Raw genomic sequence first — 13,037 nt, forward strand, 5'->3', positions numbered from 1 at the left:
ACGTGCAGGTGATATGTCGTTCAATTTTTTGGAAACTCGTTCATGGTAGCTAACGTTAGTTGGTTTCGACCATTACGTTTTGACTTATACAAGGCTTCATCGCAACGGCTGATCAGCTGCTCTAAACTTTCTTTCTGAAATAATGATGCAACTCCCAGTGACACGGTGACCTTGCCTACATTCTGAAACTGCTCTGAAGCAATTCGCAATCGCAAACGTTCAGCTAATTCTGCCGCGACCATATCAGTGCAATTCTCAAGCAGGATCAAAAACTCCTCGCCGCCCCAACGAATTACCCTATCATTACCCCGAACCGACTTTCGAAGCAGACCCGATACTTGAGCTAAAATCTGATCACCAACAGGATGCCCAAAGCTATCATTAATCTGCTTAAAGTGGTCAATATCGCAAAGAATGAGACTCATGGACTCTTCCCGGCTAAGAGTAAAGCTATAAGCCTCACTTAACAACGCCTTACCATGATTGCGGTTAAACAAACCAGTTAGTTGATCCACTGTTGCCGATTCACGAAGCGCCTGCTCTTCACGAAGTCGCTCAGTGACATCTTTTCCAACACTAACATAGTTAGTAATGTTACCAGCTTGGTCTTTGATAGCGGAGATACTCTGCTCAGAATGATACAAGGTACCGTCTTTACGTTTATTAATGAAAATTGCCTGGAACGTCTTTGCTGTCATTAAAGACGCTTTTACGTTCTTATAAAAGTCATCGTCGTGTAAGCCTGACTTGAAAAGTGTTGGTGTATTGCCGATTAATTCTGATTCTTCGCAACCGCTAACCTGGATAAACGATTGATTAGCAAAGATTATCTTTGCATGCGCATCGGTAACGAGTATCGGCTCTGCTGCGACATCCAGTGCCTGACCAAGAATTTTACTGGTCTCTTCTACCTTGGCATAAGCAGTCATATCTTGCTGCACTGAAACAAAGTGCGTGATGTCACCCACCTCATCTCGTACCGGTGAGATATTCCAGCGCACCAAATATGGCGAACCGTCTTTGCGGTAATTAGTAGTCATACCCTCGAAGTATTCACCACTGGTAAGACAACTTCTAAGCCGGTTAATCACCTCCTGATCTGTAGCAGGGCCTTGTAACATCTTCAATGACTGACCATACAACTCATCAATTGCGTAACCTGTCATCTGACAAAAAGCAGGGTTCGCAATTTTTACAGGATATCCTGCTGTCCTGTCAGCACTGGTAATCACAACCGCGTTCCAAGACTGCATAATCGCCATTTTCAGCAAGCTAAGTTCAGAACTTCCCATCGAATTTTTCTCTTCCGCTGAAAACAAAAGACTGACATGAACAGCTTACATAATCAAGGCCTTAAGTATAAATTTTTTTGATTATTATAACAAAAGTATGTTTTTGACACCGTTATGGACACTCAACGCTTTTCAAATCATCGGTTATTCTCTTGATAATCTTATACAACCTATATCTAATTGATTTGCTAGTAAATTATGGTAAAGATATATGGCTTTGCGTAATTCGAGGGAACTAAATCAGAAGGTTGCGATCTGATCGGCTAAGTAAGTTAATCATCCTAGTCTCATGCCGAAACCTCGCTACAAAACAACGAACTGGAAACAGTACAACAAAGCCTTAATCAACCGCGGTTCACTCACTTTCTGGATTGATGAAGAAGCCATTCGCCAGTGGAAGCAGAGCAAACAAAATAAACGAGGTAGACCTCGTCAGTTCAGCGACTTAGCCATTACTACTGCGCTTATGGTGAAACGAGTTTTCTCAATGCCGTTGAGAGCATTGCAAGGGTTTATCGATTCTGTTTTTTCATTGGCTAACGTCCCTATAGTCTGCCCACATTACAGTTGTATCAGTCGAAGAGCTAAGCAAGTCGAGGTTTCATTTAAACCAAAGAGTAGAGGTGCAATACAGCATCTAGCTATTGATGCAACAGGTCTCAAGGTTTATGGCGAAGGTGAATGGAAGGTCAAGAAGCATGGTACTGACGGGAAGCGTAGAGTCTGGAGAAAGTTGCATTTAGCGGTAGACACCAGCACTCACGAAATCGTCGCGGCAGAACTGAGTTTATCTAATGTTACCGATGCAGAAGTCCTCCCTAACTTGCTCAAGCAAACCCGCCGAAGAATTATCGAGATATCTGGCGATGGCGCTTATGACACAAGGGATTGCTACGATGCCATACGGTTCAAGCGAGCTGTTCCACTGTAAGCGTAACGCCAGCCACACCGCAAGGTGTGGTTGGCGTTACGCTTACGTTGCACCGACAATAATTGTTGAGCTCATATCGGTTTATCCCCGTGCTTACGGGGAACAGGAGCAAATCGCTAAAATCCGCAATGAAATACGCGGTTTATCCCCGTGCTTACGGGGAACAGCATGTCTGACAACCGTCTATAGGGCATATAGCCGGTTTATCCCCGTGCTTACGGGGAACAGCTCTACAATGCGATCCCAAATCTTCTTGTCTGCGGTTTATCCCCGTGCTTACGGGGAACAGTCGTTCATTAACTACTTCCAACAATACTATACCGGTTTATCCCCGTGCTTACGGGGAACAGTCCATTGAGCTACAAAACGCCTGTCGAATCGACGGTTTATCCCCGTGCTTACGGGGAACAGAATGTTACAACTTTGCACAGGGAAGCCGGGTGCGGTTTATCCCCGTGCTTACGGGGAACAGTCAAGCTAGCGAACGCGTTTCGTGATGCTGCGCGGTTTATCCCCGTGCTTACGGGGAACAGTAGTGTTCAAGCGCTGAGCGTGATTGTGCATGCGGTTTATCCCCGTGCTTACGGGGAACAGTTAACTGATCCACACCAGCAGTATTCTGGAACCGGTTTATCCCCGTGCTTACGGGGAACAGACTAAAAGTATATACCTGATTTATAATAGAAAAAAGTGCCTGCTTTTTTCTACCAATTTTTCCGGCTTGTTAAAGAGCTAATTGGCTAATTGCTTTTTTCTGGCTCAGGCAAAAAGGTAACCAGTCTTAACCCATCAAAATCAACAGGTTGCCGCCGGTTATTGCCGTAGGTAATAAAATCAAATCCTGATTCAGTATTAGTAGCCCAGGCCATTACCACATTGCCGTCTTCAGCCATGCCTTCAACTTGTTGCCACAGCATTTCGCGCACGCGCTGCCCTACATCGCCAACATACACACCAGCTCTTACCTCCAGCAACCATACTGCCAAACGTCCGCGTAACCTTGGTGGCACCGCTTCTGTTACGATCATGCACATACTCATTTAGCTACTCCGGTGTCCGGTATCGCCAATTGAGGGCGGCTCAGGTAATGCTGGCGGTTGCGCATCGGGGTAAGGCTCTGGCGGGGTAATTTCACCGGCGGTCAGTATTTCCTCTATTAATGGGATTAACCGTTTTAGTGTTTTATCGGTGCGAAATAAATCACGACAGGCTAAACGAATTTCTTTTTCCGGCGCGAAAGGGCTTTTTGCTGCAATGCGAAAGGCTAAAGGAATCACGGTATCAAATTTAATAATATCAGCGATATCGTAAACGAAACTCAGTGGTTTACCGGTATGCAAATAACCTATGGCTGGCGCATAACCTGCGGCCAGTATCGCCGCTTCCGTAATGCCATACAGACATGCTGTAGCAGCACTAATACATTGGTTGGCTATGTCACCGGCTTCCCAGTCTTTTGGATCATACTTGCGGCCATTCCACTGCACACCGTACTGTTTCGCAAGTAGCTGGTAGGTTTGCCGCACCCGTGCGCCTTCGATACCGCGTAGCTGATCCACACTGCGCCGCTGTGGGGCTTCCTCACCAAAGCGAAGTTCAAACATTTTACGCACTACTTTTAAGCGCAGTTGTTCATCCAGCGCCAGCTTGGCCTGATACAGCAATTTGTCAGAGCGCGCCCCGCCCGGCTGGCCAGCTGAGTAAAACCGCACCCCGCCCACACCAACCCAGGTAATTAAGGTACCTACCTCTGCCGCCAGCTTCATCGCAGCATGTGAAATACGCGTACCCGGCTCCAGCATTAAACAGGCGATAGAACCTACCGGAATATGCATCCGCTCGCCGTTTACTTCATCTATCACCACAAAGGCGCCGTCTTTCACATCGATACGGCCCATACCAATAAAAAGCATTGAGTTACGCTCTTTTAGCGGTATAGGTTTAAGCGGAATAAAGGCCATTAGTTACCGCCGTCACTGTTTTGCAGCTTCGAGAAAGGTAACGCCTGGCGGCTTAATATCGTCATTTGCGAAATGGCCAGCGCATTCAACTGCTGCAAGCGCTCTGTTGCGGTAATGCCTTGCTGGATTAAATAGGCATTCATCGTTTCCAGATTAGCCAGGCACACCAGTTGATGAACATTGGCATGATCACGCATATTGCCTTTTGAATTTTGGTTTTGCTCCCGCCATTGCCTGGCTGTAACGCCAAACAGCGCCATATTCAACAAATCGGCCTCGTCTGCATAGACATGACTGATTTGCGCTGGGGTTAAGGTATCAGGGATCAGGTTTTGTTTAATGGCATCGGTATGAATAAGGTAATTTACCTTGGCCAGGTTACGCCGGATATCCCAGCCAAGCTGCTGGAATTCTTGTTCTTTTAAGCGTTGAAACTCTTTAATCAAATACAGCTTAAATTCAACTGAGATCCAACTGGCAAATTCAAAAGCGATGTCTTTTTGAGCATAGGTACCGCCATAACGGCCCGCCTTGGAAATCAGCCCGATGGCACCGGTTTGTTCAATCCACTGTTTTGGCGTTAAAGTAAAACTGTTCAACCCTGCTTGCTTTTTAAACCCGTCGAATTCGACGGGTTTAAAATCGGGGTTGTTAAGTTGCTCCCAAATTCCCAAAAACTCGATGGTATTGCGGTTACGCAACCAGTTACGAATTAAATCATCCGTATGACTCTGGTTTTTATAGCGAGCAATATCGGTAATACAGATATACTCAATTCCCGCCCTCGTATCAGTCGCAATTTGTTGATCCAATACTTCGAGTTTTGCTGCCATGGTTATCCTCCGTGAGTTAGGTTATTACACCCGGCGCAGTAACATCAGGCCGCAGCCAACGACAACAAGCCACAGCCCATAGCTTTCGCTGGGCCAATACCTTGCCTAAGCAACTCAAATAAAGCTTGGTTATCCAACACGGTAAGTACACCTTCAAAACAAACTGGTTGAATTTTACCACCCATATCTTGCTTACGAAAAAATAATGCAGGCTCTTGCCAAACCCTTGCTGTTTCAAGCTCAGCAACACCAGCAAATTTTCTTAACAACCACTTGAGCTGTTCTTCTTCGTGAATTAACGGCACACGAATACTTTTAGCTTCGCCATTTTTATCAAGCCGCTTAGAGTCTTTTATGGCTTTAACGGGGTTAGCACGCAAGCGAAACCGTAACCTTGCCCCAGCGGCTATATTTTGCGGCATCGGCTTGCTAGCAATCACCTCAGCGACAGATGCTGAATGTGGCTGCTCCGCAGATAAAAGCAACGCCATCGCGCCTTTACCTCGTTGCAGCTCTTCCACCCGAAACAAGAAATCCCGCTCATCAGTTGGCCGGTCAGGAAAAAGTTGCCATAAGGCCCGATTTTACCCCCAAAGAGGAAGCGACCCAGCAACTCGCGTGTGATGCTCAAGAAAACGGTGAAATTAACCTGACACAGAATTATGAACAGCCTCAAATATCGAAGTAAAAATGCCACTCAGTCTTAAGCGAGTGGCATTATGGTGAACTATAGCATTTTATCCGTTCCCCGTCAGCACGGGGACTATGCCAAGAGAAATATTGTGAAAAGGTTTTCTATAATAAACAACTTGAACAAGCCACATTAGTTGTCAGGACTTGTGAGAGTCCATTCTGTCGTCTTATACGTTTCATTTGGATAAATCAGCAAAATTAGTAGCCACCCCCAGCTTCTACTGTGCAAAATGTTACGCTGCTAGGTGCTGATACTCCTCCAAGTGGTTCTACTGCTAATGGTGCATGCGATGTAACTACCACTTACACATACGAAACCAATACAAGCATAGTTACCGTAATTACTACATACCAGTATTACAATAGGCAGTTAGTATCGGTCTCTTCGTTTACCAAGGAAACGAAGAAGCCTGATGATGTTAGGCAAGAAAAATAGATTGATTTAGTCAATAAATGACATCTACTACCTTTAAGGTGGATGATGTCATTTCCTGCCATTGGCAGCTAGCGGAGGAGGTATTGAGTAAGACTTGTGGTTGCTGCTATTAATGCTTCTACTGGTGTTTGAGTCATTACACATCCCAAAAAATTCTTTAAATATCCATTTTCATTTGCTTGCTCTGTTTGAAAATAAATGCTAGCACGTTGACTTTTAAGCCTTTTTTTGATTATGTGGTATTCGATGACCAAATCGCTGTGTAGGTTTAACTTTTTAACGGCCAGCTTTATTTTTGAGAGATAAATTTGCAATGCAAAAAGAGTGCATGTTATTTCTACAGTAACGGTCATTTATAAGTCGCAACATTACCCTTTTAGATAAACTATTTTGGCCTGAACGTAACGGTATTTACATTGCTCCTTCATGGGGGTGATTGTTATCATTAACAACGAGGAAGAACACCAATTGAGTAGAGGTATATTATGAGTGAGCTACAACTATGGTCTATCTTAATCATGTTAGTGACACTTGGTTTAGTTCTCGCATCTGGAGTGGTTTTATACAAAGGGTTTAAGGAATAGCTCTTACTCAATAAAAACACAGCAAGATAGCAGTTTTTATTGGAGTATCAGAGTAAAGGGCAGGATGTGTGAAGTCGACATGCCTTAATAAATCAGACTGCCCTATTCAGTTGAATATATTAGCTCCATTCTGGCGCTCAATTCCTTACCTACGCAATAGATATTTAGCATCATCAATACATGAAAATGTTACAAAATCAAGGTGGTGAATAGTGAATAACAAAGTTAAAGGTATTCCATTTGCTGAAGTTAAAGCTGCGGCGCTCGCCAATCCTGCCGTTCTTGAGGCTTACTTGCGTGAACAAGCCACGGTATCAAATCGAGTTGATGTTGAAATATTCATTACCAGGATAACCACAGCATTAAGTGATCTTCCTAAGAAGGATATTGAGGTATGTGATTTGGCTAATGAGATCGGCATAGCTATTGCCTCATTAGCGGGTAGTGAAAAGCATATTGAAAGAGAGTGCCTTAGTGGGATTAAGCATGGCTTTTCAATGATTAGAGAAGCATAAATTGTAGTCGAGAGGTTGTTTTTAATGGATAAAGCATCGTTGAATGCGTTTTGGGCCCATGCGTTGCCGTGTGTGATCATCTCATCTTGTATGCTGGGTTTTGCCTGGCTTGCGATTCAGGAGTCCGATGTCACCCTATCGAGCCAATATCTTGTGGCGGCCTCCGTTTCGTTTACTTTTACGCTGATAGGCTATTGGGGCTATTGTAAATATTTCGCTTCAAAAAAGCCGCACAGTGCATTTTATGCAGTTGTTTATACTGTGTTATTTCCATTGTTTTATCTGCCAAGCGCTTTTTTTAGACGACGCAGATAATTTTTGCAATGCAAAATTGTGTTATAAATTTTTTGACCGGTTTTGCTTTCTTAACTATCCGGACGATTTCCAAATCGAGGGGTTAGATAACAAAACCAAATTTATGGCATAAAAAAGCCTTGTTTTTACAAGGCTTTTTTATAATGAAAATTTTATTAGTTAGAGTCTTTATGATGATTTTTAAAATACATTACACCTAAAGCTACCACTAACAGCAACGGGGATGATACCAGGGTGAGATTATGCTTTGTAAATTCTGTTAACATTTAGCTATTTTGTTCTTAAGTCGACTTAATGCGAGATTATTGATTGATATAAATCATCCATAATCGAATGAAATTCGTTCGACTGGATAGGTTTGTTAACCAATTTAACAATGTATAATCCGGCCCTGGGGATGATACTAAGATATAATCAACAATGGTCATAATTTATTCCTTCCAACGCTTATTCTCATCACCACGGCTATGGTTAATATTATAGCAAACACATTTATCACAGCTACCGAATGCTTAAGATATTAGTAGCTCTAGCGCAATTGATCACTTCTGTCCCAAAACATTTTTAGAACAGATTCAGATTAGGGGGAAAATTCAAAGGTCCAAGAAGGGCCTTTGAATAATATTAGTGAGCGGCAAGAGCTGCGTAGATTTTGGGATTTTGTTGAATCGTCGCAGGCACTTTAGCTGCCAATCCTGCTGGATTGCGGCGTTTGCCTTCCCAGCTTTTAACTGTGTCTAAACTGACTCCCATCGTCGCAGCAAATTCGGCCTGAGTTACTTTAAGTAAATCTTCACGGATTGACTTAACGTTGACAACTTCATAATGAGTAACTCTGGCGGGATTTTTGAGGCCATGATGCATTTCTACCGCTTCCTCAAGGGAGGCTTGAAGTTCGTTAAATATACTCATTTTTCCTCTCCTTTTAGTGAATGTACTATTTGTTTTAACTTGGCCTTTTCTTCCGCAGTTAGGCTATCTTTAACTGATGTTGGATAAGCGAGTATCAAGTAAATCTTGTCAGCCAGAGCAAGTAGGTATAGTACTCGTATACTGCCACTCTTTCCTTTGTTGCCAACTGCCATTCTAACCTTTCGCAAGCCACCTGTACCTTTGATAAAATCGCCTTTATCTTGCAGGGCAATAAGCTCTGCTTGCAAATCCTTTAGTTCGTCATCTGTTGCTAGCTTATTGGTCTGTCTTGTAAAGATCGAGGTTTCGACAAACTCAATAGCATGGCTCATCAAAATCTTTAGGCTTTTTTAAAGGTGTACACTGTACGCTTTTGATTTGTAGTATTCAACACAGTGCCATTTTACACTGGCTTTAGGCTAACGCTTATGCGTACTTTATAAATATCAGGGAGGCCAACAGAACTCATATACTAAAAAATGCATTACAGTTGTTCCATTTCACCAGCGCCGTATACTGCTGAGAGGAGTGATTGATAGCAAATAATTATATTGACAAATATAGTCAAACATATACAATTTAGGTATTAAATTTTAAAAAAAACTTGCAATGAAATACTTGACTGAAAGCTTAAAGAAAGTAGAGCAAGACCTTGCTTATTTTGTATCCCCTGAAAATAAAGATGGGTTTATTAAGGAATTTGCATCATGGGTCTATGGTGAGTGGTCAAAGAATGATTTCTATGAAACCGATATTGTAGATTTAGGCTATGATTGTTCTTCGTACCCTGAAAAAACAAATCAATCACTCTCCGATAAATGCCCCACCTATGCTGATTTTATTAATGCAAATACAGGCTTTTCTGAATGTACTCACGTTTCAGGACAAGGTATGCGCTGTCAAGAATATGAGGAAAAATTATTAGAGATTTTTGGTGATGCTTGCGCTAAAAAACTAGATGATTTAGTAGAGCTATATCAACTAGAAGTGCCTGAAAAATACAAAAAATTTGCAGAAAATATTAGTGAACTAATTTTCCTTGAAGTTGTTGATCATCATGAGGATTCAGAACTTTATGAGGTTTGTGACGATATTTTATTAAAATATAATCAGCTAGGAGTCGCATCATCCCCTTATACATGCCCTATCTGTGGATGGGATGAAGACAATGATCTAGCCATATATTGTGATGAATCCATATTTAAAGACTATACACTTGAGGATTTCAAGAAGTTAGCGGAGATTGATTAATGTATTCTCCTGCTAAATTCGGTGAAATGATTGGGAAGTCGGTTAAAACTCTACAAAGATGGGATGCCGAAGGTATTTTGGTTGCATGTCGAAATCCTAAAAATCGCAGATACTACACGCACGATCAATACCTTGAATATATCGGTATAAAAGCAACGGAAGCTAAATCGTCAGTAATTGTTTATTCAAGGGTATCTAGTGTTGCTCAAAAGCCCGATTTAGCTAATCAGGTGTCAGCTTTAGAAACTTTTTGTACTGTAAATGGCTATGCTGTTGATGATTGGGTGTCAGAGATTGGAAGTGGTTTGAATTATAAAAGAAAGAAATTCAATCAGCTTTTTCTTGATATTGAAATGGGTAAAGTTTCAATGCTTGTCATCGCTCACAAAGACCGTTTGGTGCGTTTTGGTTTTGAGTGGTTTGAATCTTTTGCTGAAAGACATGGTTGTAAAATTATTATTATGAATCAAGAATCTTTTTCCCCAACGGAAGAAGTAACTCAAGACCTTTTAGCGATTATTCATTGTTTTTCTTCTCGACTTTATGGATTAAGAAAATACAAAGAAAAAGTTAAAGAATTAGTGAATAGTAAGGAATAACTTTTTGAAACTAACACGCATCCATCACTGTAAAAACTTGAATGTGCAAAAGTACAAGCAACTTGAAAAACAAGCTGTTTTACTTGATCGTGTTCGTAGCGAAGTGTGGGCTAAATATGGTGCTGTTGCAGGTTTAAATATCAGCGACAGAACCATTCGTGATGCGTGGATGAAAGAAAGTCGTGACTTTGGTGTTTCTGCAAATGCGTGGAAAGAAACGCTACGTGATTGCGTAGGTGATATTAAAGCCTATCGAGAAGCATCAAAAGACAAAGTAAAGCAGGCGATCCGAAAACGCACCTCCTGTAATAATGAACAAAAAAGACTATACACCTTGCTTAAAAAAGATGAATGGATGACTGATAATTTCCTCCATCGTCAAATGCGTAATCACTTTAAGCATGGTGTTAATCACACACATAATCAAATTATTGTTCGTGCGGATATGTGTAAAACTTTTGAGTTAAATGGTCAATGTTGGCTTAAAGTGCCGAGTCTAGTCCCTCGACAAACCATTAAAATTCCACTAAACACCACTGTTGATTTTGCGCCACAAGGCACACTTAGAATCATTCTAAAAAACGGTAATGTTGAAGTTCACTCAACTTATGATGCAGTTGAAACACAGGATTGTGGTCAGAAAACCGTAGGTGTTGATAAAGGTTATTCAGAAGCCTTTGTGGATTCTGATGGTGAAGTATATGGCAATGGTTTAGGTAAATTGATCTCAAGTGAATCAGACTACCTAAATCAAAAGTACAAACGTAGAAATAAGCTCAGAGCGATTTCTAAAGCCAAACCGCACAAGAAACAGAAAATTGAGTTAAATAATCTAGGTCGCAAGAAGCTAGATAAAAGGCAAGATGCTCAGAAAGCAAAGCTCAAGACATTGATATTTACAGCAACTCACAAGTTGGTTGATAAAGCCAAAGTGATTGTTGCGGAGGATTTAACCGCACCAATCCAAAGTAAGCGTAGCTATGGTAAAAATACCAATAGACGTTTAAACACATGGGTTAAAGGCTTATTAGCCGATGCCCTAACAGGTATATCTCACCGTAGAGGTTCTACGGTGCATCTAGTCAATTCTGCATATACTTCGCAAAGTGATTCTTTCTTGCATGGCCTTTTAATAGGCACACGTAAGGGAGATCGTTTTCACCGTTTCAATGGGGAAGTTGTGCAAGCTGATTGGAATGCTGCGAGAAACGTGCTTGCAAGATTAAACGACAATGAGATAAGTCGTTATACGCCTTACAAAACTGTAAAGCGCATATTGCAAGAACGGACTGACCGCTATAAGTCGGAACTGACCGACTCAGGCTCTAGTTACACGCTTGGCAACAAGACATTAACAGAGTGCGAATTAGTCCTTGAGTATGTTTGACTACATTTTAAGGAACAGTAGCTTTTGGAATGAAGTAGTTATTTTTAGTCTTCTAGAATTTTCCTTTAATGCAAGGAAAGTTGTTCTGGTCAACCCAATTGGGCACTTTAAGTTATGCTACTATTTAGTTTTAAACATCCCTAATTGGCGAACAATTTTTTCAGTAACTTGAGTTAAGCTATGGCCCTGCTGCTCTAATTCGATGCAATCATTTGAGTTGGAGCTTGAGAGGTGTTTTAGCACCTCAATTTCCTTACTTACATCACCAACTAATCTATTTACATAGAGGATATCCAAATTATTATTTGTTCTATCTTGCCCAATCAAAGTTAAAATTTCACTGATGTTTTTACATGCAACGCCTAATTCTGACTGGCTCGTTGTTGTGTAATCCGATAGTAGAACAATTGCAGATGTTTGTGATTTCATATGATGACCAGCATCAAGAACCGCTTTAGATATTCCTGATATAATTTGATTAATTTCATCTAAACTACTTTGGGTTGATTTGGCTAGATTTCTGACCTCATCGGCAACAACGGCAAAGCCTCGTCCATGCTCTCCAGCCCTAGCGGCTTCAATGGCAGCATTTAAAGCCAATAGATTGGTTTGATCGGCTAGGTTATTAATAACGGATACCACTCCCTCAATGGCTTTTGTTTGTTGAGAAAGTTGATAAAATTTTTCTTGGAGTTCATCATTACTTGCAATAAACGAGCTTAAATCTTTAACCATAGCCCCCATATATTCGTTTGATCGAACAAGCCCTATTTGCGTATTTTCTACTTGTTCACGTGTTTTTTCTGCTTTAGCTTGTAGTGCTAGAGAGGTTTGATCTAAGGCCTCTATTTGTGAAGTGAGAATACTGACCCGATTATCTTGCTCTTTGATACGCGATGAAATTTTTTGCGCTTTAACTTTTAGAAGATCTGATATTTCATCAGAAGCTATGGCCTGTTGCTGAATATCGATTAGTGCAATTTTTACATTTTCTCTAAATGTATTGATAACACTAAGAACTTTTTCCATTTCACTGTTATATAAGCTATTGATGGTACATGGAACTGAAAGATCTTTTCCCCGAATTCAACCCCGAAGTGCGACACTCGACAATTAAGCAGCTAACTGGTGAAACACCACGGCAGGCTGCTTAAACTTCAAACACTTTTTGGGTCGATAGTTAATTCTATTCTGAGCAAATTCGATTAATTCATCACTCACTAGCCTCAAATCAACCCCTTTTTTGACGTACTGCCGCAGTAATCCATTGGCGTTTTCATTCGCTCCTCGTTCACAAGAACGATAAGGGTGCGCAAAATATACCTGTG

The 13,037-nt window shown here is 41.4% G+C and carries 13 protein-coding genes, 3 pseudogenes and 1 CRISPR repeat array; of the genes and pseudogenes, 6 read left to right on the plus strand and 10 right to left on the minus strand.

Annotated elements, in window-relative coordinates; translation table 11 throughout:
• Positions 1–20 precede the first annotated feature (20 nt).
• Positions 21–1,292 (minus strand): diguanylate cyclase, encoded by a 1,272-nt coding sequence (locus L5M38_RS00965; protein ID WP_263178082.1) that lies wholly within the window; start codon positions 1,290–1,292, stop codon positions 21–23.
• A 289-nt stretch (positions 1,293–1,581) separates the two neighbouring features.
• Between L5M38_RS00965 and L5M38_RS00970 the strand changes: the two are divergent.
• Positions 1,582–2,220, plus strand: a pseudogene (locus tag L5M38_RS00970) (IS5-like element ISVpa3 family transposase); the annotation flags it as partial.
• A gap of 80 nt (positions 2,221–2,300) precedes the next feature.
• Positions 2,301–2,878: direct repeats of the CRISPR family, unit length 29 nt; unit sequence CGGTTTATCCCCGTGCTTACGGGGAACAG.
• 85 nt (positions 2,879–2,963) lie between these two features.
• Here L5M38_RS00970 and cas2e read toward each other — a convergent pair.
• The 5 genes and pseudogenes from cas2e to L5M38_RS00995 all read right to left on the minus strand — a co-directional run bounded on the left by cas2e (position 2,964) and on the right by L5M38_RS00995 (position 6,499).
• A complete protein-coding gene (gene cas2e, locus L5M38_RS00975; protein WP_346347948.1) occupies positions 2,964–3,251 on the minus strand; it encodes a type I-E CRISPR-associated endoribonuclease Cas2e in 288 nt (95 codons plus the stop codon).
• 12 nt (positions 3,252–3,263) lie between these two features.
• On the minus strand, positions 3,264–4,184 hold the full coding sequence (cas1e, locus tag L5M38_RS00980; protein ID WP_115014240.1) for a type I-E CRISPR-associated endonuclease Cas1e: 921 nt from the start codon (positions 4,182–4,184) through the stop codon (positions 3,264–3,266).
• Complete coding sequence (locus L5M38_RS00985) at positions 4,184–5,017, minus strand: KilA-N domain-containing protein (protein WP_115014238.1); 834 nt, start codon at positions 5,015–5,017, stop codon at positions 4,184–4,186. Before L5M38_RS00985 ends, cas1e begins: the two co-directional genes overlap by 1 nt.
• Before the next feature lie 44 nt (positions 5,018–5,061).
• Positions 5,062–5,586, minus strand: a pseudogene (cas6e, locus tag L5M38_RS00990) (type I-E CRISPR-associated protein Cas6/Cse3/CasE); the annotation flags it as partial.
• Between the two features lie 628 nt (positions 5,587–6,214).
• Positions 6,215–6,499, minus strand: a complete 285-nt coding sequence (locus tag L5M38_RS00995) for a hypothetical protein (RefSeq protein WP_263178083.1) — start codon at positions 6,497–6,499, stop codon at positions 6,215–6,217.
• 443 nt (positions 6,500–6,942) lie between these two features.
• Here L5M38_RS00995 and L5M38_RS01000 point away from each other — a divergent pair, with 443 nt between their 5' ends.
• Both L5M38_RS01000 and L5M38_RS01005 read left to right on the plus strand, forming a co-directional pair.
• A complete protein-coding gene (locus L5M38_RS01000) occupies positions 6,943–7,245 on the plus strand; it encodes a hypothetical protein (protein ID WP_220733653.1) in 303 nt (100 codons plus the stop codon).
• Positions 7,246–7,269: 24 nt separating this feature from the next.
• The gene (locus L5M38_RS01005) at positions 7,270–7,560 is read left to right on the plus strand and encodes a hypothetical protein (protein ID WP_261762706.1); all 291 of its coding nucleotides are present in this window, start codon (positions 7,270–7,272) and stop codon (positions 7,558–7,560) included.
• A gap of 624 nt (positions 7,561–8,184) precedes the next feature.
• Here the strand turns inward: L5M38_RS01005 and nadS are convergent.
• Together nadS and L5M38_RS01015 are read right to left on the minus strand one after the other, a co-directional pair.
• Positions 8,185–8,472, minus strand: a complete 288-nt coding sequence (nadS, locus tag L5M38_RS01010) for a NadS family protein (RefSeq protein ID WP_220733389.1) — start codon at positions 8,470–8,472, stop codon at positions 8,185–8,187.
• Entirely contained in the window at positions 8,469–8,804 is a 336-nt protein-coding gene (locus L5M38_RS01015) for a type II toxin-antitoxin system RelE/ParE family toxin (protein ID WP_263178084.1), read from the minus strand. Before L5M38_RS01015 ends, nadS begins: the two co-directional genes overlap by 4 nt.
• 277 nt (positions 8,805–9,081) lie before the next feature.
• Between L5M38_RS01015 and L5M38_RS01020 the strand changes: the two genes are divergently transcribed.
• From L5M38_RS01020 to L5M38_RS01030, 3 genes are read left to right on the plus strand one after another with little or no spacing between them, the layout of a single operon-like run.
• Positions 9,082–9,723 carry a hypothetical protein gene (locus L5M38_RS01020; protein ID WP_160242677.1) on the plus strand — a complete coding sequence of 214 codons (642 nt, stop codon included), beginning with the start codon at positions 9,082–9,084 and terminating at the stop codon, positions 9,721–9,723.
• Complete coding sequence (locus L5M38_RS01025; protein ID WP_115014245.1) at positions 9,723–10,322, plus strand: IS607 family transposase; 600 nt, start codon at positions 9,723–9,725, stop codon at positions 10,320–10,322. Before L5M38_RS01020 ends, L5M38_RS01025 begins: the two co-directional genes overlap by 1 nt.
• Before the next feature lie 4 nt (positions 10,323–10,326).
• Positions 10,327–11,709, plus strand: coding sequence for a hypothetical protein (locus L5M38_RS01030; RefSeq protein WP_263178085.1), 1,383 nt, complete (start codon positions 10,327–10,329; stop codon positions 11,707–11,709).
• Between the two features lie 120 nt (positions 11,710–11,829).
• Here the strand turns inward: L5M38_RS01030 and L5M38_RS01035 are convergent, their stop codons facing one another.
• Together L5M38_RS01035 and L5M38_RS01040 are read right to left on the minus strand one after the other, a co-directional pair.
• Positions 11,830–12,738 carry a methyl-accepting chemotaxis protein gene (locus L5M38_RS01035; protein WP_317630237.1) on the minus strand — a complete coding sequence of 303 codons (909 nt, stop codon included), beginning with the start codon at positions 12,736–12,738 and terminating at the stop codon, positions 11,830–11,832.
• 84 nt (positions 12,739–12,822) lie between these two features.
• Positions 12,823–13,037, minus strand: a pseudogene (locus tag L5M38_RS01040) (IS30 family transposase); the annotation flags it as partial.

Origin of the sequence: Shewanella sp. SM101 (genome assembly GCF_025654465.1) — a bacterium.
Classification (GTDB): Bacteria; Pseudomonadota; Gammaproteobacteria; order Enterobacterales; family Shewanellaceae; genus Shewanella; species Shewanella oncorhynchi.